Here is a 23,843-nt window from a genome sequence, read left to right as displayed (position 1 = left end):
ACAACAAACACCTCATTTGCTCTCTGCTGCATGTTCCAACGAGGTCATTAATCCATTCAACCGATCAACGCGCCTGGACTCTTGTTGCTGTTCATACACTCCAATCAGATTTCTAATCATTCGGGCCACAATTAAATCATTTGGTGTATGCTTCAGGTACACATCATCAAACTTTACACCAGCATCAGTAAGGAATTGCTGACAATCCTTTTTCTGTAAAAAGGCCCCTCCGTTAAAACAGTCGATAAATACGGCGGGCTCTGTATTCTCAAGCTTGACGACAAAATGTCCGGGCATGCCTACACCTACACAAGACAGACCCAACCGGTTCGAAAGCAGTAAATAGAGCACCGATAATGTAATCGGGATGCCGGTACGACGATCGAGAACACGGTTGAGAAAACTATTGTCTGGATCATAATAGTGATCTCGATTCCCGAAAAACCCTTTTTCCTGAAAGAGATAGCGGCAGAGGATATGATTCGCTTGCTCCTGCGTCAACGATGGAACCAGGCGTGGCCGAATTTCTTCAGCCAGACCATCAAGTTGTTGTGTATAGTAACCCATATCGGTATTAGGATAGGCGGTTCGAGCGAGCAGAAATATCGCAGCCTCTAAATCAAGAGGCTGTCCACCAGTCGTGAGAAGCTGCTTCAATTCATTCTGTAAAGTCACAAACCTGATATCTTCACGAATATCAGTCAGACGTGGCCCTAAATCTTGCCCTCTCCAATCAAATTCTTCCAGAAATGGCAGCACCACTTCGCCCATTGTGACTAATTCTCGTTGAATCGTATCGGCCACATGGGTGTTGGGATCGGTTAATAACTGAAGCAGGGCTTGGATTTTCCGTTCTGTCGAGGAATCTATTTCCATACGTCCTTTACCAGGCTCTTGTAGAAAAGTTTCGGATTTTTTTCGCAAAGAAATTTTTCTGGAAGTTCCAAAACCTTGGCTACCAAGAGGTTCGAGAGCCTTTTAACAAATCAAGCTTTTTAGCACTTCTTTTCTTTCCCTAATTTTTCAATTTGAAATTTGCACTTGTACCTTGATTAGCTATCCTACCGTCTTCCTGAACGCCTTCGCACCTCCATAGAGACAGAGTGCATCAAAAACGATCAGAACACCCAGCGCAATTAATATTTGAGGAATAGCCGCCTCCCATCCAATCAATATCAATGGACGAACCGCATCAATGACCCACGTCATGGGATTCAGCGCCGCTAAGGCCTGCATCCATCCAGGCATGGCGGAAAGAGGAACCAATGCCGAACTCAGAAAAATCATAGGGAGGGATAAAAATCCCAAGACTGAAAAGAAATCTCCGTGACTTTTCACAGAAAACGCCATGGCCATAGAAATGGCTGTCAGTCCAACACCAAATAACATGCCTATAAGAAGGATCACCGCTATGCCGAGTATGCCAGTTTCTGGACGGACATCAAAAAAGAACGCCACACCAAGAATCACTAAAATTTGCATCGCCGTAATGGCCATCACGAACAGAAATCGGCTGAGAATGACCGATGAACGTCGAATCGGCGTAGCCATCAATCGTTCCAAAAATCCATTCTCTTTATCGAATAATAAGTCAACTCCACCGGCAAGGCCATTGTTCAATACGGTCATGACCACCACGCCTGCCGCAAGAAAGCTAATATAATTAGGGGCCTGGACGACATTAACATCAGCCGCCCGCTGAAAAAGACTCCCGAAAAAAATAAGCCAAAACAACATGGGCTGGACCAAGGTAAACAGCATGCTAAATTTTTCTCGGCTCAGCCGCTTGACCCAGCGATTCGTCAGTGCAAGCACTTCTTGTATTTGATTCTGCATAGTCATTCCTTCATCCCAGTGTCTCGAGCCATGAGTCGACTACGGTAGTACGACTCTCAATTCCTGAATATCAACATTCCCATTCGCTATCGATGTCGTACACAATAGTGAACGTACGGGGGAGGGGAGTTATCCAGCAGATTCGGAGTCTGAGGATGATGCCGCGTCTGCCATGGAACGGCCCGTATAATGAATGAACACATCATCTAAGCGTGGACGATGATATTCAATACCTTCGATGTGACAGCCAATACGGTTCGTCGCTTCAAACAGCGCAGGCAACGCTTTTTCAGGCGCATCAACTCGAATATCTAATCCGCGTTCACGCGACCGTATCGATCGAACAAACGGCAGGCCTTTAATTTCCTCTGCCAGTTTTTCATGTACACCAGGATCAACCTCGGGTAAGGTCAAGGATACCCCGTCTCCCCCTAACCCGGCTTTTAACTCCTTCGGCGAACCCGTAGCTCGAATAGTTCCCTCATCAATAATCGCAATACGATCACATAGCTGATCCGCTTCATCCAAGTAATTGGTCGTCATCACGATCGTCATGCCCTGGTCACGGAGTCGACGCACATAATCCCAAACATTGAGACGACTTTGCACATCGAGCCCTAGCGTCGGTTCATCTAAAAACAGTACTTTGGGATTAGGTAAGAGCCCACAGGCGATATCAAGCTTTCGCTTCATGCCACCTGAATACGTTTTGGCAACTCGATCGGCATGATCTTCTAAATCAACGAGTTTCAGCAGCTCTTGAATCCGTCGAATGGCTTCTTCCTTTGGTAAATGATAGAGGTCACCAAGAAGCAGCAAATGCTCTCTGCCCGTGAGAAATCGATCTATGGCTCGCTCCTGTGGAACATATCCAATCAATTGCCGAACCGTATCCGCTTCGGTCACCACATCATGACCGAAGATCGTTGCGTGTCCGCTTGTCGGCTTTAAGGTGGTGATCAGAATTCGGAGAGTCGTACTCTTCCCTGCGCCATTGGGACCAAGAAGACCAAAAATTTCACCGGTCTGTATGGTTAACGATAAATCTTGAACAGCGGTAAGACTCTCATAGGTCTTACTCAATGCGGTCACTTCGATGGCAACTGAAGAGGTAGCCACAGAAATCACCCTTGAGCGGAGGATTGCAGGTCGGCGAGCTTAAACTTCAGAAGGTCTGTTAAGCGGCGAGCCCGTTGAGAAAGATGCTCAGCTTCGAGCAAAAATTGCTTTTCTAACGGCGTGAGATCCAACCCAGCCGATAAACTATTGACTAATACCCCATCTTCGAGATTCTCGGACGTCAGGAGTTCACTGAGGTCATTTGCCTTTTTCAAGTCTAAATACGATACCGCCATCTCAACAAGCTTGGTTCGCGTTGGTGATTCCAGCGTAAGTGATTCTTGAGTATCCGGTAACAATTGGAGTTTCGCTTGGCGATACGGTGTCACGACCGATTGTTCGTCATATCTGCCACGACACAGGCCTTTCAAGACAATATTAAATCGTCCGTCAGATAGCTTCTCGGCACTGACAATCCGCCCTACACAGCCTAACTCATGGATGGGAGGGGCTTGATAATATTGCGTTTCCCATCCATCTTTCAGCAACGCCATGCCAATACAATCGCCCTTGGCTACCGTATCCTCGATCATCGCTCGATACCGTGGCTCAAAAATATGAAGCGGCAGATAGGTATGCGGGAAAAATACAACATTCGGTAATGGGAAAAAAGGAATAATATCAGGGATCGGCGACGTCTCTGATGAAGTCGAATGTACGTCTGAAAACATGGGCTACGATAGCCGAGGGTTTTCTTGAATGTCAACGCCACTCTTCAGGGTACACCGTTTCATGAAGGCTCGAAGTACTTCTTAAATCAAGGGATTTGCGCTCATCTACCCTCCATGCTATAAGCCCGACCAGGTTTTCCATGCACACACGCCACCCTTTTCGTTTCGTCAATTCACTCAACAAGCGCGTCTTACTCTCTATCGCCGTTCTCTGTACGTATGTATGGGTGTGGGGATTTCAGGGTAGTGTTATGGCCGGAAAACATGAGCACCAAGCCAAACCGACATTCCAACATGCACAGAAAGGCTACACGTACACGTTTCCCGATGACCATGGTGCCCATGAGAATTTCTTGACGGAATGGTGGTATTTCACCGGACATGTCTTCACATCAGATAGTCGACGATTTGGCTATGAATTAACCTTTTTTCGTCGCGCCATCGATGATGAACGTGCGTGGGCCAACCCTTCTCAATGGGCCATTCGGCAACTCTATTTGGCACATTTTGCTCTCACTGATGAACAAAACGAACGATTTCAATTCGCTGAAAAAATCAGCCGTGAAGCGTTCGGAAAAGCCGGAGCCACACAAGGTGCCTTACATACTTGGATTGACCAGTGGTCAGTCCATGCTGTGGATGAGGACCATCAACAATTTCGCTTGCAGGCCGACGCGGGTCGCTTCTCGATAGATTTCGTCACACATGCCCCTAAAGCCCCCGTCATACACGGCCTCGACGGTATCAGCCGAAAAGGCTCCGGCACAAAACATGCCTCGCATTACTATTCGCTCACTCGACTACACACGACAGGCAGCCTTCACATAGATGGGGAAGAATTCACCGTCACGGGCACAAGTTGGATGGACCACGAATTTGCTTCTTCAGAATTAGAAGACGGTCTGGTGGGTTGGGATTGGTTTAGTCTGCAACTCGACTCAGGACATGACATCATGGCCTACTGGATTCGTCAACAGGATGGGACGTTTTCCCCCGCCTCCAGTGGAACCTTGATCTTTCCTGATGGCTCATCGCAACACTTGACTCGGAAGGATCTCGCCATCACCATACGCGATCACTGGAAAAGCCCAAAGAGCGGAGCACGCTATCCCAATCAATGGACATTAACGATTCCTTCTCACGGTATCCAGTTGCACATTACCCCGAGGATGCACGATCAAGAGTTACGCACAGATCGAAGCACGCGAGTCACCTATTGGGAAGGTGCCGTTGATGCGTCCGGAACATTTGAGCAGAAGCCTGTCAATGGAATGGGCTACGTGGAATTGACGGGCTACGATAAACCCTCTTAGCTGCCGGCTTCTTGCCGGAGCTCAAGCGTCATGCGTATGATGCGTTTTCGAACGACCTACTGAAATTCAGCACCCACTTGGTATATCCATCGTGAATACAAAACACCGTGCTCATTATTCCGTAACAATTTGGTGGCTTGTCATCGTGTTCATGGGTACACTCATTAGCTGTGGTGAGCGGAGTAATACGATTGTATCGATTGCTCTTCATCCAACCAAGCCGAACATTGTCTACGTAGCAACAGATGAAGCCGTGTATAAGTCTCGCGACACTGGTGAGAGCTGGGAACGCTTTGAAGGAGAACTCACACGAACACGCGTGATTAGTTTAGCCATTGACCCCGAACTGCCAGCCACAATTTTTGCGGGCACGAATGGAGACGGAACGTATATCAGTCCGGATGGAGGACGAAGCTGGCATCAATTTAACCATGGCCTACAAAAAGGCACGATCTCAGCCATTGTCAATCAAGTGGTATTTGACCCCAAGGGAAGCCAAACCCTGTATGCCGCAACGACGGTCGGGGTGTTTCGGAGCACAGACGGCGGTCGAACCTGGGCTGAGCGGATGTCAGGCATGACCGAAATTAATTTTGTGGTTTCCCTCGCCATAGATCCTCTCAAACCAGACATTCTCTACGCTGGGACAACCGGAGGAGTCTACCGTTCGAAAAACGGAGCAGAAAGTTGGGTAAAAGTCACGGAAGGCATGGTTGCCTTTGACGCAAAAATGGCATCTATGGCCATGGGAGTGAATAGCCTTGCCATTGATCCGAACGATACCCGCACCATCTATGCCGGAACAACTCAAGGTCTTTTCAAGAGTACCAATCGAGGAAATAATTGGACAAAGATTGGGAAAGCCCTTGGAGACGGCTATGTCAGTGCGATACAACTCGACCCGACACATTCTTCCACAATTTACCTCGCCACAAGCCAAGGCGTGAAAAAAAGCATCGATGGCGGAACATCCTGGGATGCAAAAAACTCGGGCATTGACGCAACCAGTATCCGAAGTATCCAACTCAACCCCCAAGACTCACACTCTCTCTACATTGGCACGAACGGAGGCGGTTTGTACCGAACAGCTGATGGGGGCGAATCCTGGACGAAACTCCCTCTCACACAGACACAATAATAGTCGAGTATTTTAACTAAATTGCCTGGCAATACATTCTCTTGTTGCAATCTGGAGCACACAAAAAGCTCTGACAGAACCAGCAGCTCGCGAACCTTTCCTTTTCCTTTCATCTTCGTGTATAACATCCTATACGCCTCTTACAATTAAAGATCATCGTGCTTTTCGTGATGCCGTTCGATTGACGCAGAACCTGTGTAACTGCACGTCAACATCACGAAATTCAACGCCAATATCTAAACTACGGTGAGAAACCCTAGTAATTTTTGGACGAAGCCGGTGACGAGTCCGTCTTTTTCCTAAACGATAGGACTATCTTGCAGATTAGGCTTGAGATGTGCCTTTGTTTTGTAAAGGAACCCCCTCTCTATGGCAAAGCAATCTAAACAGAGTCATGTAGATATGAAGTTACTTAAAGAACAGATTTCTACCTATCGACGGCTGATGCGTCGTGTCACTCCGGGACCGTGGTTTGAATACCGAGGATTAATTTGGTCTGAACCGCGAGAAGGGCAACCGGTTGCTTCAGTCCGGCATGAGGACTTATATTTTGGGACCAAGGCTGGCGTATCGAAAGAATGCGCGGTCAATAGCGATTACATTACCGCCTTAAATCCAAAAGATTTCCATGAATTTCTCACGCAAGTCGATCTGTTAGTGAAAATACTCGATCAGAAGAAAAAGCCCACCACCTCACCATAACCACAACATAGCGATCAACGTGACTCACTAGATAAAGAGCGTGGTTTCCGCCCCTGCCGTGAGTGAAAGAATTGCTGGAAGCCCCATGACTTCATCAACCTGTTTGGCTACGGCATCGGAGTCGACACCCATATACTCCAACCCCGCACTACAAGCCACAACCCGAAACTGGCCGACTTTTTTGGCTTCTTCCAGCATATCTGTAATCAGTGGAACATTGCGTTCCTTGATCAACGCCGCCACTTCGGCAGCCTGCCCCTCATATTCAGGGGGAAAGTCCAATTCATTTAGACGACCTTCGGATAACTTCTTTATCGTCCAAAAGAGCAACACGACCGTGACATCTTTATCCATAGCTGCCGCCGTCAACCCCAACGTTGCAACTTGATGAAGTTTGTCATACGTGGCGTTATGGGCAAAGATAATGAATCGAGGTTTTTGACTCACCGTACCCTCTCATCGTGCCGGAACGGTACAGCAGGCGACAAACAGCCCGACACTGCAGCGTTCATACTATGTACCACCCTAAATATGCCATGGTCTTAGTGACTGAATGTCTACGAGATTCATCATCGAGTATCTGCAGTGGAGAGGACGGCACTCATAGAGTATGAGATGGCGAAGCATCTACCAACGATGGATAGATGGCACCTTACCGACGGGACAGTTGAATCAATGGTTGCGGTTGTGGTTGTCGTCTTGTCAACGACCAGTTGTCTTCTTCAAACATCAAACAACATTTCAATCGTCCACAGACTCCGATGCGATGGCTATCTCCGCCTGACCATTGGCCTTCAGGACGCCCATTTTTATTGGGATTAATCGGCTTAAAATCTGTGAGAAAACTGGCACAACAGAGGACCAGCCCACAGGTATCGACCCCGCTCAGTCGTCCGGCTTCTTCACGGCTTGAAATCTGCCTCATCTCAATTCTGCACCCAAACCGCCGAGCCAGGTCCTTGACTAATTGCCGAAAATCCACCCGACCATCAGCCGTATAGGTAAAGGTCAAGGTTCGGCGTTGAAATGCGCTGTAGACCTCAACCAATTTCATGTCGAGGCTAAGGGAGTTGATGAGCTCCAAACAATATTCACGACCTTCTTCAACGACCTTTTGATGACGTTCGATCGTCCGTTTATCGTCCGCCGTAGCTTTTCGAAGTGTGGATCGCATCACCCGCATTGGTGGGGTAAAAGGAAGAAATTGTGGCTCGGAATAGACCTTGCCATAGGTTTGATCATTATCGAGAGCCAGAATGACATAATCTCCTGTTCGCAGAGTATGGTCACTTGTGCGTGTTTTTTTGACTTCCCCTGTATCTCGGACTTTCACCCCTACAACGGCAACCGTTTGGGCATCAAGCTCTTGATCTTGGTCTTGATCTATCATGAGAATCATCCTCATTCATAATAATAAGCCAACCTTCGGGATTAGGCCCCTATCATACCTAAGTTTCTATAGGAGTCCAAGCCGAACAATTTCAACTAAATCAATTGGTTACAAAGAAACATCGGAATTCAATACCATCAAACTCTTACGAGTCAGCTGATCGGCGTAAAAATGAAGGGAGCGGATGATCGTGTTGAAATAGTTGGAGAGGAGATAAAGATTGGGATGCTGACAGAACGTCTACGCCTCCCTTCTTCCCAGTACGAAAGATATCGAGCGCTTGCGCATAATGATATCCACATCCCATAGGATCTAGCGACTGACGTAAGGAATCAGGTTGATCCCAATGTGCGGTAATCAACGCCGTTCTGGCGGGATTTCGATGACTGAACATAAATGACAGATGATCTGGGTACCAATCTGCCCCCCCGGTAGCGTATGAGACAAACAACTTTGCTTGGGCGTTTGCGCACAGATCAGCTAAATATTGATTTGTGAGAAAGCCATTTTCACCGACGTCAAGCCACGTTCCCGGATGAGACAAGCAGGCATGGGCCGTATAGCTTCGGACTTCTTTCAGTTGTTGTTGAGAAGCCAAAACGGTGGAAAACGCACCGTAGCGCTGTACAAGATTTGTGATGATGCCATCGTGCAATGGGGACTTCCCCGCATTAGTTGGTCCACTATCCGCGTGAACCAGCGTATTGTGCCCACGATCGGCAATTGCATAACAGTTACGCGGCAATGCTAAATCGCAGGGGTCTTCTCCATAGAACGGAACCGAGGCAACCTCTCCACCATCAAATTTCCACGTATCACCATGAGCCAATTCTTGTACATTGGTGAAGCCCAGCTCTCGAAGCAACGACACATAATCGTAATACAAGCTCTGCCGGTTCTTCCGGCTTGGAACAAAAATCGGGACGTCTTTCGGCAAGTGGAAAAGGGTTCGCGGATCAACGTGATCATCATGATCATGAGTCAAAAAGATAGCCGCTGGCCGAGGAAGAAGGTTCATCCAGAGAGAGGGAGTAGGGGATTCGGCAAACCATGGCATGAGCCAGGGGTCCACCCAAAAAAACTGATCCCGTTGCCGATACATCAGGGCGGCATGCCCGAGATGAATGACATCCTGATCTTGTGTATGCCGTAACCACTGCTCGCGAACTGAAGCAGTTGACGTGACAGCCAGGCAATCACTGTCCCGCAATAATTCAAAAAATTTCGTCACATGGCGTTCAATCTCTCGACCTGATGCAGTCGCGACCGCTTGGATCTCCGCGACCGTCCGCGTACCATCTAAAAATCCTAAAAACTTCCCAATCATCGGGGCGATCGGTCGTTCGAACATAAAAGGCACGGCATTGCGTGTCACCGCATTAAAAATACGAAGGCCGGCATAGGACATCTTTGCCGATACGCTTGCATCAGAAGGATACCTCCACTGAAACGTGCCATCTGGTTGTCGTCCACAGTGTATATGAGCTTTTAATTGAGGACGTGATTCCACCACCTCAGCATAGGCATCTTCCAGTCTTCGAGATATGGCAGCATCGTCCAACGGCGCACGATGAGCCAGAATGTCACTGATTGCCGTCTCGACCGAACTCAATAAAATACTATGAACCTGATGCAAGCTTGCTACAACCTGAGGGTCGACTCCTCCCAGAAACGGGAGAGGACCGGGAGGTTCTGAGCTTTCTAGCTGAACCCAGACCCACGGGTGAAGGCCGATATACTGATCAGCTTGATAAATGTCCCAGGTGCTCATTCGTAATCTCGTATCTCGTCGCTAGTATCTCGTTTATAAATAACGTTCTAACCTTTCTTTCACGAGCGACAATTCACGAGCAACGAGCGACATTTTTTCATCCGTTTCACGTTTCCCGTTTTACGTCTCACGCTTGCTGACTGTTGGTTCATAGAGCACTTGAATGACATTTCCATCCGGGTCAGCCAGATAAAATGAATAACTGCCATCTCGGTGCTGTTTGAGTGGCTTCACAATCGGGACACCCTCTGTTTGCACCCGCTGGAACATCGCATCAACATTGGCTGGCGAATCAATGAAAAACCCTAAATGGTCTAAAAATTGACCATCCTTATTAGAGAAGGCAGGTAGATTCTCCGTGGGTATTTGGTGGAGAGCTAAATTATCGGTTCCAGAACTGAGATATACATTATCGGGATCGGGTTGCCACACGACGTTCATCTCAAAAACCTGTTCATAGAAGGTTTTCGACATCTGAACATCTTTGACATTCAAGGCTAAATGACGAAGGCCAACGATACCGAATTGACTCATACTGCTCTCACGCGGTCTTACCTACTGCTGATAGTCCACCCAATCATGATGCACTGGATGGCCATCATACCCAGGGCTTGTGGCCGGAGCAACCCCTTCATTTAGCAGGGAGTGTTTGTGGTATGGTTACCTGATATTCTTGCATCAACAACGTAGACGGTTTGTGATAAATGATAGGAGGAATGAGAGAATGAAGGATCGATTCGTACCATGGATGCTGTTCACCCTATTGGTCTGGGGAGCCGGACTTCTTCTTGCCAACGCAGCCCCTCTTTCGACTGAGATAACGGGAAAGGATAGCGCCCCGATGGTTGTGGTCTCAGAAGGCCATTTTCCGATGGGCGTCCCCAGTGGAGCACGCGACGGGGGTATAGATGAACGACCGAATCACGATGTGTTTCTTGATACATTTTATATCGATACATATGAAGTCACGAATGGCCAGTATTTGCAGTTTGTGACTGAGACCAGACACCGATCCCCTCACCATCCGACAGATTCCACGAAAAATCTCTGGCAAGGGAACACGATGCCGGAGTCCATTATCGACCTTCCAGTCATCAACGTCGATTGGTACGATGCAAAGGCCTATTGCGAGTGGGCTGGCAAACGGCTTCCAACCGAAGCGGAATGGGAAAAAGCCGCCAAAGGCCCCAATGAATGGCGGTTCCCCTGGGGAGATATCGAACCCACGGATAAACACCTGAACTATAATCAGACGACGTGGCGGGGAGAAACAACGCTCGTACCGGTCGGCATTTATGAAGCCGGCAAGAGTCCGTACGGAGCATATGACATGGCCGGCAATGTCTGGGAATGGGTCGCAGACTGGTATGACGCAGGATATTATGCGAAAAGCCCGGAGCGAAACCCGCAAGGCCCTCACACGGGTGGCTTTAAAGTCCTTAGAAGCTCAGGCTGGCAAGGCGAAACCCCACAAGCCCGTGTCTTTACCCGAATCAAAAGCAAGCCGCTGGACCGGAACCATTCCACAGGGTTTCGCTGTGCGAAGGATGCGGAAAAGACCGCGGAAGGTAGGGGGTAAGTAGCAACCGTACAAGTCGTTGTTTTCCCCTTTGACTTGTGGTAGAACGCCAGTTATGGATAAGGAAACACGAAAATTTCTGACAGAGAAGTTTGAGGCGCTCGATACAAAGTTTGATAAGATCGACACGAAATTCGATGCCATTGATTCCAAGTTCGAACATATACAACAGCACATTGATGTTAAAGCCGTTGAAAACCGTCGACATTTTGAAGTGGTAGCTGAAGGGTTACGGAGTGATATTCAGCAAATTGCCGAAGGACATCAAGTTCTGTTGGATGGGCAAAATCGAATTGAGGTTCGCTTTCTCGAACGCGTGAACGAAGTGGAACGCGAACTAGGGGCCATGATCAAATTTTCCTATGCCGACCTTGACCGACGCATTCATAATCTCGAAGATACGGTTTCAACTCTCACATCACGCATTGAACACATAGAATCGAGATTCAAGTAATCTTTTCTACCAAAGCTTTCCATTTGTTTCCCAAAGATATCCCGGTTTACCTTTCACGCACCCACCTGGCGAAGAGTGTAGACAATTTCGACAAAATCTCGTTGAGCATTCATCACATCTGTGTGATGGGTTTATACGCTTGCGGAGTCTCGTCGATCACCACAGAATCCTTAAGCATCTCATTCCTCAAAAAATCAGTCTTACGCCATTTTCTTTCCAGTCGGGCAGAGGCCATGCACCAGTTTTTCTCGCTCTCCTTCAAGGTGAAAGCTGACGCCAATCCCTACGATTCAGAATGGAATCGGTACTTTGTGGGTCGTAGGTCGGTCGTGGCCGGACTAAGAAACAGTCTTGGAAAGGCTTGAGCCGGATACGGGGCAACTTGTATGTCCGGTTCTGAGAGGGGTAGGTGATAGCAATGTCACCTACCTACTCGATAAATAATCAGTCATCGGAAAAGCCGCAATTTTTTTACTGAAGTACCGTTCGTGGACCCCAAAGAATTAGAGCGGCTCCAGCAAGACAAATTCCAGCTCCTATGGTATCCCAAAGATCGGGGGCCACTCTTTCAACAGCCCAGAGCCATAAAAGAGAGGCCGCGATGTACACCCCTCCATATGCGGCATATGTCCGTCCTGCAAAGATTGCGTCGGATCGTGTTAATAAGACTCCAAAGATCACCAGGCTCACGATCCCGACTGTACCCCACCAAGGAGACCGACCTAATCGAAGCCACATCCAAAATGCAAAACATCCCCCAATTTCTGCTATTGCTGCTCCAAGGTATAAAACAACTGTGTTCATTGGCGCTTCTCCTCAAAGAGTGCATCAATAATAGGGCAATCCGGTACTAATCCCCCTTCGCAATGAGAAGAAATCTCACCGAGAGTTTTTTGAAGCTTCCGTAAGTCAACAATTTTCCTTTTCACCTCGCCTAAGTGATTGTCGGTAATCTTCTTGACCTGTTGGCACGTATAGCGTTTTCCATCAACCAGCCGCAGTAGGGTGCGAATTTCATCAAGAGAAAACCCTAATTCGCGGCTTCGCCGAATAAACATCAACAGATTCACTTGATCCCTTGTATAGAGGCGGTGTCCCCCTTCGGAACGTGATGGTTTCGGTAAGAGACCAATCCGCTCGTAATACCGAATAGTTTCAATATGAACGCCAGTTTCGTTTGAAAGAGTTCCGATTAACATCATTTAGGCCCCCTGAAAAAACCTCTTGCACCTGTAGTGACTACAGGTTTTATCATAAATATAGAACGGGAGGAAATGAGAATGAAAGGAAAAGGGATATACGCCACCGGCGGCCTAATTGGAGCCGTTCTTGCTTCGACGTGTTGCATTGCGCCCTTGGTCTTGCTCTTCCTTGGCATCAGTGGCGCATGGATTAGCCATTTAACGGCGTTGGCTCCGTATCAACCTGTTTTTCTTATAACCAGCCTTGGTTTTTTGGCTGCCGGATTTTGGAAGGTCTACGGGCAGCCCAAGGCCTCCTGCGAGGAAAGCCCCTCTTGCGGCGCGGCTCGGTCAGACAAAGCTGTTAAGGTGGCGTTGTGGGTCGCCACCGTCCTCATTGTGACAGCATTGAGTGTAGAGCGGATTGGGCCATTATTTTTGTGAAGGACGAAGCAATGAAACGATTATGGAGTGTCCTAATGATCTTTGGACTTCTGACCGTGGCCGGAAACGCGGTGGCTCAAGAACAAACGATCACCCTTTCCGTGGAAAATATGACGTGTTCCTTGTGTCCGGTAACTGTGCGAAAGGCATTACAAGCAATTGACGGCGTTCAGGAAGCAGAAGTCTCTTTTTACACCAGCTCCGCAGTCGTGACCTTCGATGATGAAAAAACGGATGTGCACACGTTGATAGCAGCGACAACCAATGCCGGGTTTCCTTCAACAGTCGCTCAGGAGGATCGATTTGATGAGTACTGACACCCGTGACCTTTTCCGAGAGTCAACCATTACATGCCCGAAGTGTGCGTTTAAAAAAACTGAAACGATGCCCGTTGATTCCTGTCAGGTGGTGTATGAGTGCCAAGGATGTCAGACGACCCTTCGCCCTAAGACCGGGGATTGTTGCGTGTTCTGCTCCTATGGGAATGTGCCATGTCCGCCCATTCAGCAGGCACCAAACTGAGAACATGGGAATGAGCAATTTGAGGCCTTTTTTTTGAAGAGAAAAGGCATGCAATGGAGTTCAACGACGACCGTGGTTCTGTGCGGGATCGTTCTTTCTGGGACGACTGGGTTAGCAGAAGGTCCGAGACCCTATCACATTACCATGGAACAACCGGCCCCGTATTATTCCCCTGTATTGGCAAGCGTTTCTTCTGAGTCACCAGTTCAGTGGGATAACAAGACGGCCACTGTCCACACCATCACCCACGATGAATGCCTAAACGAAAAGGTCTGTATGTTTGACTCTGGTGCGATCGCGCCCGGTGAGAGTTTTACTCTATCTCTTAATCAAGCTGGTACGTATCCGTATTCCTGCCGTCTCCATCCGATCATGCGGGGAATCATCATAATACGAGACCGTAACAAGTAATGAGGCTGGTTGAGTGATAATGTAGATTACGACAAATCATCCCATCTTTTGCTAAGCGTTTCAATCACTTAATCCCACCACAAAAAGTTATTGTAACATGTCACGTTACGTGTTACGTTAAGTAATGATTGAGAATTTTTAGCACCGTGGCTTAAAACGGCTGTACGAAAAAGGCGATCGGAGCGGCTTGCGCACGGATATTGCCGACAAAGCGGATATGTATCTGTTGATCTTGGACACCGCTGAAACGGTTCAGGAACTCGATATTACAGGCTTTGGCTTTCATCGGCTTACTGGCAACCTGCGCGGGTTTTACAGTGTGGTCATGTCGAGAAATCACCGTTTGATTTTTCAATTTGAAGACGGCAACGCCTTTGACGTGGATTTAATCGACTACCATTGAGGAGAAAAGATTATGGCGATGAAAAACCCCGTACATCCGGGCAAGATAATTAAGCATTCTGTTGACTCCTCGGGCCTCAGTATTACCGAGGCTGCAAAACGCCTCGGCGTGACGCGGCAAACCTTGTCTCGAGTGACCAACGAACAAACCTCACTCTCGCCGGAAATGGCCGTCCGAGTGTCTAAGGCTTTTGGTTCTAGTGTTGAACATTGGATGCGCATGCAAATGGCCTATGATTTGGCCCATGTCGAGCAGATGGCCAAAACGATCAAAGTGAAGCGCTTTCCAGAAGTAGAACCACTTCCGGTTTAATCCTTTTGTGGACAAGAAAAGATTAAGGCTTTGGCTATGCTGATTTGCGGGTCCATACTTTCCGTATGGAAGCTCTCAACCATTTTAAGCCAGCCACAATCCCCCCCCCGGCGCTACGACGGGAAGTTTTTAGTCATAAATTCAACATGGCAGCATCAACACCGCTCGATCAAAAACCGCGTGTCCGTAAGCGCACCCGCAAATCAAAATTGGTGAAATAACACTCTCAAATAGGGTGTACCTTATTTGAGAGCTGTAGATTTGAATGTCGGTGTTTTGACCATTTACAGTTATCTGGCCTCGCATGTGAATGAGATTCATCTATCCCTTCACACAGACCACTTGCCGAAGGGTATAGGCAATCTCAACTAAATCTCGTTGAGCGTTCATCACATCAGTGATGCGTTTATACGCTTGCGGAGTCTCGTCGATGACGTCAGCATCTTTACGACACTCGACACCTGCCGTGGCCTTTTCATGATCGGCAATGGTGAATCGGCGTTTCGCTTCAGTCCGAGACATGGCTCGGCCAGCCCCATGACTACAACTCTGGAAGCTTTCTTCATTGCCTAAGCCACGGACGATAAACGATTGAGTCCCCATGCTTCCTGGGATGATGCCCATATCTCCTTTTCTCGCTCGGACCGCTCCTTTACGCGTCACAAAGACATCTTCGCCATAGTGATGCTCGACGGCTACATAGTTATGATGGCAATTCACCACTTCTTGTGTTTCATGAAACTCGGGAAGTTCACCCGTTTTTTTAATAGCCCGAATAAGGTTCTCCATCATGAGTCTGCGATTCGTCAGAGCAAAGTCTTGTGCCCAATGGACCGCTTGAACATAATCGTCAAAATGGTCTGCGCCTTCGGGAAAATAGGCAAGATTTTTATCGGGAAGATTTGCAAGATGCTTTCTCATGTCCTTTTTGGCCAATTCGATAAAATAATTGCCAATCCGATTCCCTACGCCTCGTGAACCACTATGGAGCATAAACCATACGGCATCATCCGTATCTAAACAGACTTCAATAAAGTGATTCCCGGTTCCAAGCGTGCCTAAATGATTGACGTCATTCCCACGGTCCAACGATCGGTGCTTCCCTCGGATTTGATCATAGGCAGGGCGGAGTCTTTCCCATTCTGTCAAATGATGTGTGGGAATATCATGCCAAGCCCCTCGGTCGCCCCTCTTTCCATGATTCGTACGGCCATGGGGAACCGTCTTCTCAATCGTCGCTCGAATTGATTTGAGATTGTCCGGTAATTGTCGGGCATTCAAGGTCGTCTGCACCGCCATCATGCCGCACCCAATATCGACACCCACCGCTGCGGGAATAATCGCTTTCTTCGTAGGAATCACACTGCCAATTGTCGCACCCATCCCCCAATGTACATCAGGCATCGCGGCAATCCACTTATGAATAAACGGAAGGGACGCGACATTTCGAAGTTGTTGCTCGGCTTCGGGCTCGAGGGGCACACCCTTCGTCCACGCCTTAATCAGAACGCCAGTCTCGGTCTCAATGATGTTGTAGGATCGATTGCTCACTTATCAAACTCTGCTATCACGTTTTCTTTTGATGAGTCTAGCTGGTCATTGGCTAACGGTCTTATTTTGGGTTAATTGTAAAAATTTCATCTTCGGTTTCCTTGCTTATGTCTCATTTCATTCTAGGTCACTTCTCTAACATGTGATAATTCCCTCTTTTCAGGAACAACACTTTTCCAGTATTAGCCAGCCGTGAGAGCCTGAATTGGTTTTATCTTCCGAATAGCCTTTGCCGCTGGGGAATGGCTTGCGTGATAGAGGTCCCACGCCAATTGTAAGTTGAGCCAAAATTGTGCTTCCATTCCGAATAGCCGCTCAAGTCGAAGCGCCGTATCAGGCGTCACTCCCCGTTTACCGTGAATTAATTCATTAACACGCGGATAGGAGACCCCAATTTTCTTGGCTAATTCTATTTGGGCTATCCCTAAAGGCTTGAGGAAATCCTCAAGTAAGATGTCCCCTGGATGCGTTGGCGGTCCATGTGTTGGAATGCGAACCATATTTTTCATTCCTTTCTAACAAATAGTGGCTGAAGAAGTTAATGCGCAATTCTAATGATAGTCCGTAATCTCAACATTAGCTGGACCTTCATCAGTCCAAATGAAACAAATACGAAATTGGTCATTAATTCTCATATCTATGTTGGTCGGCTCTATTTCCTTTCAGTTGTTCAAGTTCGTTGCCCGGTGGAATAGTTAACGAACGTAAAGTGACCACAGCGTTAAGTTGATCGAGTTTTCGTCGAGCCACACGCCAGATTCTTTCCGGGCAAGTTCTTCTGGCTTCTTTAGAATTGACCCGATTGAAAATATCTTCGGTACCTTGTCGATGGAATGACTTGATCATATGAATACCTTAACCATATATAACTACTAAAAATTATAACGCATAACGTTATACATGGCAAACTAGCATAGTTAGCTACCCTTAACAATTAAAGAATAAATGGCCAGAAGTCTATTTTGTCGAAGACTCATTGTTATCTAACCCACTAACCTTTATTATTTCTCTGTAGAATATAAAGTTAGATCCATTTCTTTTCCATGTAGTAATTGAGGCTACGTTTTAAGATTTAGGCATAAGTTATGGCTAATCCAGGATTCAACGGACTGACGATTGCGGCATTTGAAAGTCGGATGGCCGCCGAAATGTCGCGGTTGATCGAACGTCATGGCGGAAAATCATTAGTTGCGCCGTCTATGCAGGAAATCCCTCTCGAAGAAAACCCTGCGGCGCTCGCATTCGGAGAACATCTTCTCAATGCACAGTACGACATGATGATCTTTCTCACCGGAGTCGGGACAAGAAGCCTCATTCACGTACTCCAAACAAAGTTTTCATTGGAATCGATCCAAGAAGCCCTTGGCAAAACCATCCTGGTGACCAGAGGACCAAAATCTGTGCTGGCATTAAAAGAGAACCATGTCGTTCCCACAATTGTTGTTCCTGAACCCAATACCTGGAGAGATGTGTTGGAAGCCATCAAGACTTTGAAGCCGGACAGCATGAAAGGGCTTCGTATCGCCGTTCAGGAATATGGGGTAAGTAATGAAGAACTCTTGGACGCCTTACGAGAATCAGGCGCAAATGTCACACCGGTCCCGGTCTATCGATGGGCCTTACCAGAAGACATCGAACCCCTTCGTCGATTATTGAAGAACGTTATCGAAGGCCACGTTGATGCGATACTTGTTACCAATGCCGTGCAAATTGAACATGTGATGAAAATCCTAGAAGAAACCCGGGAAGTCGATGAATTTCGATTGGCACTAAAAAACGTCCTCGTCGCTTCAATCGGACAAATTACGAGTGAACGGCTCAAACAGTATGACTTGCCCATTGACTTGGAGCCGAGTCATTCGAAAATGGGTATCTTCGTAAAAGAAACGAGTGAGCACATTCACGAATTATTACGTCAAAAACGTGGGAACTAAGACTTGCTCTCACCTTCTATGCGATTGTTTTCTTCATGAACCCCTCAAACACTCTTCCTCTCGATACGCTACTTCAATCGCTCCAGAACCCCGCCCTGTATGATCACGACATTTCACAATTTGAATTGCTCGAAACCCATATTTCATGGGTACTCCTGACGGGCCCGTACGCATACAAATTCAAAAAACCCGTCAACTTAGGCTTCCTCGACTTTTCCACGCTCGAACAACGACGCTTTTTTTGCGAAGAAGAACTCCGGCTTAATCGACGACTAGCGCCAGACTTTTATCTTGGCCTGGTCTCGATCTCTGGCACACCAGAATCTCCAGCCCTTGGTGGATCCGGAGAGCCAATAGAATATGCCGTCAAAATGAAACAGTTTCCTCCGAATGCTCTTCTTTCTCAACAAATTCTAGAGGGTAACGTTACTTCTTCACACATTGATGAATTAGCCAAAAGCATTGCGAGATTTCATGCACACACGACGGTGGCAGACTCTTCTTCAACGTTCGGGGCACCAAATCTGCTGCGTCGTCCCGTCATGAGCAATTTCGAACACTTATCCACGACTCCCAGCAACGTTATTTCTACACAAGACGTGAAACAATTGAAGCAGTGGACCGAGGCAGAACACTCCCGATGCCTGGAACATTTCAAGAACAGAAAATCCAGAGGATGTATTCGTGAATGTCATGGAGATCTCCATCTCGGGAACATCGCTCTTGTCGACAACAAAATCGTCATCTTCGATTGCATTGAATTTAATGAAGAATTTCGATGGATCGATGTCATAAGTGAAATCGCGTTCGTGGTGATGGACTTGATCGATCGAGGCGCTTTTGGGCTCGCATGGAGATTAGTGAATACCTATTTAGAACAAACAGGCGACTATGAGGGATTGCGCACCTTTCAGTATTACCTGACCTACCGGGCCATGGTTCGAGCAAAAGTCATAAGCATTCGGCTGACGCAAGAGGAAGAAGAGACCACGGAAAGTGCCAAACTTGCGGAAGAACTCAAGAAATATCTCACACTGGCAGAATCATTCACCACACGACCTCATCCCGTCCTCATTATCACGCACGGCCTTTCAGGGTCAGGTAAAACCACCGTCTCACAAGCACTACTCGAATCCCTCAGCGCTATACGAATCCGTTCCGATATTGAGCGAAAACGCCTTTTAGGGCTTTCCCAATCAACAAGAACCGACGCCCAGCAAACCGATAGCGTGTATTCCGAAGCTTCAACGCAATCGACCTACGCTCAACTAGAAATGCTTGCTCGCTCCGCCCTAGAATCCGGGTATTCCGTCATTGTGGATGCGACATTCTTAAAACAGACCTATCGAGCGCCTTTTGCCGCATTGGCGAAAGAAATACATGTTCCTTTTTTCATTCTTGATATTCGTGCCCCCGAAGCCATACTCCGGCAACGTATCGAGGAACGACTACACAAAGGACATGATGCATCGGAAGCGGATTGTGCTGTCTTAGAGCAACAGTTATTGCACGATGAACCATTCGCTCCCACCGAACAGTCGTATGCGGTGAACGTAGAAACCACACATCCCAATCATCTGAATGAGGTCTTGAGCGTGATTCGGGAAAAACGAGAGACGCCAAGCGCTCGGAAGTCGTCGTAGACATTCGAGCAAGCAAACCTCTTCTTAAGAATTTGTTAAAAGATAAACGGAACGAGACGGGCCGTTTGACGTTGATAGTCTGAATATTCTTGAAAGTGTTGTACTAACAACGTTTCTTCATACGTGAGCTTCGCAATCAAGTCGATCCCGAGACCCAACCAGACAATCAACCTCAGCATAGAAAACTCATTCAAGATCATCGCAAAGGTACAGAGCAGCAGCGCCGTATACATCGGGTGCCGGATAAAGCGATAGGGCCCATGGGTGACTAAAACACTCCGTTCATGGACCTCGGGGAAGACATGAAGGTTTTTCACGGTCATTGCCTGAAATGCCCACAAACCAACAACGAATCCAGCAATCTCAAGAGCCAACAGCCATCCGGTTGAGACAATAATGGGTCCTGTCAGTACAATAATCCCAATACAGACGAACTGAACGCCGACAAGCAGCGTCGATTTACTGAAAAGCAACTGATTCATGATCGTTTAAGGGGCCATACAAATTTTTCCGCGAACATCCAATCTCGATAGACACGAACGCTGATCTTCCTGTGGCCGTGACACATGAAACACTGTTTCAACACTTTCTCTACCATCTTACTGCTTTTCACCCTGCCTCTACTCGTCCAGGGGGCCGAACCACCACGCTTCATTATTGAAGGTCCCCCAACCCTGTCCCACATTACAACTCGCTTACAACACATCGATCCGGCTCGTGTGCATTCCATCATGAACCTTACAGGAATCGATCATCTCAGAAAACCCATTCGAGTGGTTGTCGCACCCGAACAATCCGAGTGGGCACGACACGTGCCAACATGGGTTTCAGGATACGCGCTTCCCCAGCAAGACCTCATTGTCATACTTCCGGAACGCGTGATGGGTTATCCCTACGATTCTTTGGAAAGCGTCTTCGTTCACGAGATTGCCCATATCGTGATCGGACATGCTGCAGGTGATCAATCGGTTCCTCGCTGGTTCGACGAAGGACTGGCAATGGTTGCGGAACGGTCATGGGACATTGAAGATCGAGCCAGACTCGTATGGGCCATGGTCATGGGACACCCGACGACGTTGCTCGAACTGGAGCAACAGTTTCATCAAGACCGGAGTGCTGCCCATCACGCGTATGTTCTCTCACATGCCCTGGTTCGTTATGGCATTCAGCGATTCGGAGATGCATGGCCCAAGCAATTACTCGCGTCGGTACAACTCGGTCTGTCTTTTCAAGACGCGTTTACTCACACAACAGCCCATACGCTTGAACAGGTCCAAGCCGACTTCTGGGATGAACAAACGTTCTTGGCAAATTGGGTGCCCGTCGTCACGAGTTCAATCGCCATATGGTTTGGAATCTTTGGATTGGCTCTCTATGTATTTAAGAAACAACGTCAGCGTGCCGAGGCAATACAACAAGAGTGGAAAGAGGAAGAACAGTGACATCTCTTGGAACGGTAGGCACGCCTTGCTGGGAACCTCCCTAAAATCTCACGTCATTTCAAGTATCGAGCCTATCGTACGGACCCCTCTCAATCATCTTCATACTCATCTGACAAACCCTTTCGCTCCCATGGTGTTTTTCCTGGCGGGGGTCACCTATGACACATTGACCCTGAGTCGTATCGATCGCCTCTTCGATAACCTCGTATTACTTTTATACTTGAGTCTCCTCGGCACCCTAGTCGTACTGACGGGCCGACTCCAATTCGGCATGATTCCCCCACCGGCTCAAGAAACTGGCTGGAGTGCGCTGCATTGCATCCAATGGGCTCGCCCTCATCTAACGAAAGTCCTCCAATTTCTCCTCGGAGGACTCTTTAGCGCCTATACCATTTTTTACTTCCAAAGTTCGTCGCTCACGACATCGTCTCTGTTTTTAGCCGTCATCATATTGCTGCTGATTGCAAACGAATGGTTTCGGCATCGCCTTTCAAGCATCAAACTGCTTGTTTCGCTCTATGCCATGGTCGTCTTCAGTTTTTTTACATTCTTTCTTCCAGTCCTCACGGGCTTGATGAATATATGGATCTTTCTTCTCGGGGCGGTCCTGAGTGCCCTAGTGATTTGGAAAATCGTCAAACTCATCTTTGAAGGTCTTGCACTTCGTTCATCATGGGAACCAATTTTAACTTTTTTCCCCGCGTTGGGCTTAATCGTGAGTTTAAGTGGGTTCTACTTTTTGAATTGGATCCCGCCAGTTCCACTTTCTCTCAAATTTGGCGGCGCCTATCAGCATGTTGAAAAATCCCAAGATGAGTATCACCTCACATTTCAAGACGGCGCATGGTACGACGTCTTGAAACAATCAGATGACGAGGTTTCCACTGAACTGCCCGTCTATTGTTTTACCAGCGTCTTTGCGCCCGTTACCTTGAAAACCACCGTGTATCATCATTGGCAACATCGACAAGTCAACACGGAAGATGATTTTTCAACTACAGATCGCATTCCCATTTCTATTTCAGGGGGCCGTGAACGCGGGTATCGCAGCTACACCGTCAAGCAACGACTTGATCCCGGAGAATGGCGAGTAGATGTAGAAACCGAAGACGGACGAATCATTGGACGAGTACATTTTCTTGCAACTCGCATGTCGCAAGCATTGCGAGAGACACGCACGATTACCTTTTGATCATGGTTTTGCACATCATTCATTTCGTAATGAACTCCTTCTTTTTTCTCTTCTCGTAAAATTTTTTTCTGTCGATGCATCTCTTGCATCATTTTTCTCTTACAAAGAAATTTTCGCTGTCAAGAAAAAAATGAATTTTTTTCTGGCAAAATGCATTCGAACGTTGTAGTATATATTTAACAATGTCATGAAAAATATTATTTACTTCTTCAGACACACTCCTCACACGATAACTTTCCCAAAAAATATTTGATGATTTCTTTATCTTTCAAAAAAGATAACCGAAGAAACAGCAGTGATGACCGAGCGAGAACACTATCGCGAAGGTGAATATAGATTTAACCCGTTCATTGAAACATGTGAACGGTGGGAGCCATCTACGAATGGTTCCAGACTAGAAAGGGGGTGAGAGCGTTGGCAACAGCTAAGAAAAAGGCGCCAGCCAAGAAGAAACCGGCAGCTAAGAAACCTGTGGCTAAGAAAAAGCCAGCTGCTAAGAAGAAACCGGCAGCTAAGAAACCTGTGGCTAAGAAAAAGCCAGCTGCCAAGAAGAAACCGGCAGCTAAGAAACCTGTGGCTAAGAAAAAGCCAGCTGCCAAGAAGAAAACCACAACCAAAAGAAAGACCACGACTAAAAAGAAGTAGTCTTCCTTTGTGGGTTTCTCTAAACGTCGGGTGGGGTGAATTGCTCCACCCGACGTTTTTTTTGACTCCGATGTCTACAACATCGTGACATCTAACCGAGATAGGCCGAATGAAGGATGATAGACAAGAAATGTAGCGTAAGAATATCGTAAGAAGGACACCGCCAAGAGGATATTCGAGTCTTCATACG

At 47.5% G+C, this 23,843-nt stretch carries 28 protein-coding genes and 2 pseudogenes; 16 read left to right on the top strand and 14 right to left on the bottom strand.

What is annotated here, in order from left to right:
• Nucleotides 1-12: 12 nt before the first annotated feature.
• From ACWHX8_RS00405 to ACWHX8_RS00390, 4 genes are all read right to left on the bottom strand, one after another.
• Nucleotides 13-876, bottom strand: coding sequence for a SirB1 family protein (locus ACWHX8_RS00405; RefSeq protein ID WP_447970000.1), 864 nt, complete (start codon nucleotides 874-876; stop codon nucleotides 13-15).
• 180 nt (nucleotides 877-1,056) lie between these two features.
• Nucleotides 1,057-1,836 carry an ABC transporter permease gene (locus tag ACWHX8_RS00400; RefSeq protein WP_447969999.1) on the bottom strand — a complete coding sequence of 260 codons (780 nt, stop codon included), beginning with the start codon at nucleotides 1,834-1,836 and terminating at the stop codon, nucleotides 1,057-1,059.
• A gap of 129 nt (nucleotides 1,837-1,965) precedes the next feature.
• Nucleotides 1,966-2,955, bottom strand: a complete 990-nt coding sequence (locus ACWHX8_RS00395) for an ABC transporter ATP-binding protein (protein ID WP_447969998.1) — start codon at nucleotides 2,953-2,955, stop codon at nucleotides 1,966-1,968.
• A 5-nt stretch (nucleotides 2,956-2,960) separates the two neighbouring features.
• Entirely contained in the window at nucleotides 2,961-3,626 is a 666-nt protein-coding gene (locus ACWHX8_RS00390) for an LON peptidase substrate-binding domain-containing protein (protein WP_447969997.1), read from the bottom strand.
• Nucleotides 3,627-3,877: 251 nt separating this feature from the next.
• Here ACWHX8_RS00390 and ACWHX8_RS00385 point away from each other — a divergent pair, with 251 nt between their 5' ends.
• The 3 genes from ACWHX8_RS00385 (at nucleotide 3,878) to ACWHX8_RS00375 (ending at nucleotide 6,779) form a co-directional block, all read left to right on the top strand.
• A complete protein-coding gene (locus ACWHX8_RS00385) occupies nucleotides 3,878-4,939 on the top strand; it encodes a lipocalin-like domain-containing protein (protein WP_447969996.1) in 1,062 nt (353 codons plus the stop codon).
• A 91-nt stretch (nucleotides 4,940-5,030) separates the two neighbouring features.
• Nucleotides 5,031-6,077 (top strand): WD40/YVTN/BNR-like repeat-containing protein, encoded by a 1,047-nt coding sequence (locus tag ACWHX8_RS00380; RefSeq protein ID WP_447969995.1) that lies wholly within the window; start codon nucleotides 5,031-5,033, stop codon nucleotides 6,075-6,077.
• 369 nt (nucleotides 6,078-6,446) lie between these two features.
• Nucleotides 6,447-6,779, top strand: a complete 333-nt coding sequence (locus ACWHX8_RS00375) for a hypothetical protein (protein ID WP_447969994.1) — start codon at nucleotides 6,447-6,449, stop codon at nucleotides 6,777-6,779.
• 27 nt (nucleotides 6,780-6,806) lie between these two features.
• Here the strand turns inward: ACWHX8_RS00375 and ACWHX8_RS00370 are convergent, their stop codons facing one another.
• The 4 genes from ACWHX8_RS00370 to ACWHX8_RS00355 form a co-directional block, all read right to left on the bottom strand.
• On the bottom strand, nucleotides 6,807-7,226 hold the full coding sequence (locus tag ACWHX8_RS00370; RefSeq protein WP_447969993.1) for a hypothetical protein: 420 nt from the start codon (nucleotides 7,224-7,226) through the stop codon (nucleotides 6,807-6,809).
• Between the two features lie 205 nt (nucleotides 7,227-7,431).
• Nucleotides 7,432-8,169 (bottom strand): regulatory iron-sulfur-containing complex subunit RicT, encoded by a 738-nt coding sequence (gene ricT / locus ACWHX8_RS00365; RefSeq protein WP_447969992.1) that lies wholly within the window; start codon nucleotides 8,167-8,169, stop codon nucleotides 7,432-7,434.
• A gap of 145 nt (nucleotides 8,170-8,314) precedes the next feature.
• On the bottom strand, nucleotides 8,315-9,940 hold the full coding sequence (locus ACWHX8_RS00360; RefSeq protein ID WP_447969991.1) for an MBL fold metallo-hydrolase: 1,626 nt from the start codon (nucleotides 9,938-9,940) through the stop codon (nucleotides 8,315-8,317).
• Between the two features lie 120 nt (nucleotides 9,941-10,060).
• The gene (locus ACWHX8_RS00355) at nucleotides 10,061-10,474 is read right to left on the bottom strand and encodes a VOC family protein (RefSeq protein ID WP_447969990.1); all 414 of its coding nucleotides are present in this window, start codon (nucleotides 10,472-10,474) and stop codon (nucleotides 10,061-10,063) included.
• A gap of 190 nt (nucleotides 10,475-10,664) precedes the next feature.
• Here ACWHX8_RS00355 and ACWHX8_RS00350 point away from each other — a divergent pair, with 190 nt between their 5' ends.
• The gene (locus tag ACWHX8_RS00350; protein WP_447969989.1) at nucleotides 10,665-11,519 is read left to right on the top strand and encodes a formylglycine-generating enzyme family protein; all 855 of its coding nucleotides are present in this window, start codon (nucleotides 10,665-10,667) and stop codon (nucleotides 11,517-11,519) included.
• Nucleotides 11,520-11,574: 55 nt separating this feature from the next.
• Nucleotides 11,575-11,973: a hypothetical protein gene (locus ACWHX8_RS00345; RefSeq protein ID WP_447969988.1), complete on the top strand. Its 399-nt coding sequence runs from the start codon at nucleotides 11,575-11,577 to the stop codon at nucleotides 11,971-11,973.
• A 471-nt stretch (nucleotides 11,974-12,444) separates the two neighbouring features.
• On the opposite strand, the gene ACWHX8_RS00340 is transcribed toward ACWHX8_RS00345, so the two are convergent.
• Together ACWHX8_RS00340 and ACWHX8_RS00335 are read right to left on the bottom strand one after the other, a co-directional pair.
• Complete coding sequence (locus ACWHX8_RS00340) at nucleotides 12,445-12,777, bottom strand: YnfA family protein (RefSeq protein WP_447969987.1); 333 nt, start codon at nucleotides 12,775-12,777, stop codon at nucleotides 12,445-12,447.
• Nucleotides 12,774-13,175, bottom strand: a complete 402-nt coding sequence (locus tag ACWHX8_RS00335) for a MerR family transcriptional regulator (protein ID WP_447969986.1) — start codon at nucleotides 13,173-13,175, stop codon at nucleotides 12,774-12,776. The genes ACWHX8_RS00340 and ACWHX8_RS00335 overlap by 4 nt, the downstream gene beginning before the upstream one ends.
• 78 nt (nucleotides 13,176-13,253) lie before the next feature.
• Here ACWHX8_RS00335 and ACWHX8_RS00330 point away from each other — a divergent pair, with 78 nt between their 5' ends.
• The 6 genes and pseudogenes from ACWHX8_RS00330 to ACWHX8_RS00305 all read left to right on the top strand — a co-directional run bounded on the left by ACWHX8_RS00330 (nucleotide 13,254) and on the right by ACWHX8_RS00305 (nucleotide 15,246).
• Nucleotides 13,254-13,598 carry a mercuric transporter MerT family protein gene (locus ACWHX8_RS00330; RefSeq protein WP_447969985.1) on the top strand — a complete coding sequence of 115 codons (345 nt, stop codon included), beginning with the start codon at nucleotides 13,254-13,256 and terminating at the stop codon, nucleotides 13,596-13,598.
• An 11-nt stretch (nucleotides 13,599-13,609) separates the two neighbouring features.
• Entirely contained in the window at nucleotides 13,610-13,915 is a 306-nt protein-coding gene (gene merP, locus ACWHX8_RS00325) for a mercury resistance system periplasmic binding protein MerP (protein WP_447969984.1), read from the top strand.
• Nucleotides 13,905-14,120: a GDCCVxC domain-containing (seleno)protein gene (locus ACWHX8_RS00320; RefSeq protein WP_447969983.1), complete on the top strand. Its 216-nt coding sequence runs from the start codon at nucleotides 13,905-13,907 to the stop codon at nucleotides 14,118-14,120. The genes merP and ACWHX8_RS00320 overlap by 11 nt, the downstream gene beginning before the upstream one ends.
• 48 nt (nucleotides 14,121-14,168) lie before the next feature.
• Nucleotides 14,169-14,531, top strand: coding sequence for a cupredoxin domain-containing protein (locus tag ACWHX8_RS00315; protein WP_447969982.1), 363 nt, complete (start codon nucleotides 14,169-14,171; stop codon nucleotides 14,529-14,531).
• A 154-nt stretch (nucleotides 14,532-14,685) separates the two neighbouring features.
• Nucleotides 14,686-14,934, top strand: a pseudogene (locus ACWHX8_RS00310) (type II toxin-antitoxin system RelE/ParE family toxin); the annotation flags it as partial.
• An 18-nt stretch (nucleotides 14,935-14,952) separates the two neighbouring features.
• Nucleotides 14,953-15,246 carry a HigA family addiction module antitoxin gene (locus ACWHX8_RS00305; protein ID WP_447969981.1) on the top strand — a complete coding sequence of 98 codons (294 nt, stop codon included), beginning with the start codon at nucleotides 14,953-14,955 and terminating at the stop codon, nucleotides 15,244-15,246.
• A gap of 321 nt (nucleotides 15,247-15,567) precedes the next feature.
• Here the strand turns inward: ACWHX8_RS00305 and ACWHX8_RS00300 are convergent, their stop codons facing one another.
• From ACWHX8_RS00300 to ACWHX8_RS00290, 3 genes and pseudogenes are all read right to left on the bottom strand, one after another.
• Nucleotides 15,568-16,797: an RtcB family protein gene (locus tag ACWHX8_RS00300; RefSeq protein ID WP_447969980.1), complete on the bottom strand. Its 1,230-nt coding sequence runs from the start codon at nucleotides 16,795-16,797 to the stop codon at nucleotides 15,568-15,570.
• 182 nt (nucleotides 16,798-16,979) lie between these two features.
• Nucleotides 16,980-17,297 carry a HigA family addiction module antitoxin gene (locus ACWHX8_RS00295; RefSeq protein ID WP_447969979.1) on the bottom strand — a complete coding sequence of 106 codons (318 nt, stop codon included), beginning with the start codon at nucleotides 17,295-17,297 and terminating at the stop codon, nucleotides 16,980-16,982.
• Between the two features lie 51 nt (nucleotides 17,298-17,348).
• Nucleotides 17,349-17,643: pseudogene (locus ACWHX8_RS00290) on the bottom strand (type II toxin-antitoxin system RelE/ParE family toxin).
• A gap of 239 nt (nucleotides 17,644-17,882) precedes the next feature.
• Here ACWHX8_RS00290 and ACWHX8_RS00285 point away from each other — a divergent pair.
• Nucleotides 17,883-18,731: a uroporphyrinogen-III synthase gene (locus ACWHX8_RS00285; protein ID WP_447969978.1), complete on the top strand. Its 849-nt coding sequence runs from the start codon at nucleotides 17,883-17,885 to the stop codon at nucleotides 18,729-18,731.
• Nucleotides 18,732-18,766: 35 nt separating this feature from the next.
• Nucleotides 18,767-20,374 (top strand): bifunctional aminoglycoside phosphotransferase/ATP-binding protein, encoded by a 1,608-nt coding sequence (locus ACWHX8_RS00280; RefSeq protein ID WP_447969977.1) that lies wholly within the window; start codon nucleotides 18,767-18,769, stop codon nucleotides 20,372-20,374.
• A 35-nt stretch (nucleotides 20,375-20,409) separates the two neighbouring features.
• On the opposite strand, the gene ACWHX8_RS00275 is transcribed toward ACWHX8_RS00280, so the two are convergent.
• Entirely contained in the window at nucleotides 20,410-20,856 is a 447-nt protein-coding gene (locus ACWHX8_RS00275) for a methyltransferase family protein (RefSeq protein ID WP_447969976.1), read from the bottom strand.
• An 84-nt stretch (nucleotides 20,857-20,940) separates the two neighbouring features.
• Here ACWHX8_RS00275 and ACWHX8_RS00270 point away from each other — a divergent pair, with 84 nt between their 5' ends.
• From ACWHX8_RS00270 to ACWHX8_RS00260, 3 genes are all read left to right on the top strand, one after another.
• Nucleotides 20,941-21,816, top strand: coding sequence for a peptidase MA family metallohydrolase (locus ACWHX8_RS00270; RefSeq protein ID WP_447969975.1), 876 nt, complete (start codon nucleotides 20,941-20,943; stop codon nucleotides 21,814-21,816).
• Between the two features lie 130 nt (nucleotides 21,817-21,946).
• Nucleotides 21,947-23,008, top strand: a complete 1,062-nt coding sequence (locus tag ACWHX8_RS00265) for a DUF2914 domain-containing protein (RefSeq protein WP_447969974.1) — start codon at nucleotides 21,947-21,949, stop codon at nucleotides 23,006-23,008.
• A gap of 414 nt (nucleotides 23,009-23,422) precedes the next feature.
• Nucleotides 23,423-23,653 (top strand): hypothetical protein, encoded by a 231-nt coding sequence (locus ACWHX8_RS00260; protein ID WP_447969973.1) that lies wholly within the window; start codon nucleotides 23,423-23,425, stop codon nucleotides 23,651-23,653.
• Nucleotides 23,654-23,843 lie beyond the last annotated feature (190 nt).

Source organism: Nitrospira sp. M1, assembly GCF_965152605.1.
Note: the sequence above shows the minus strand (reverse complement) of the source record. Positions and strands in the feature narration are given on the sequence as shown.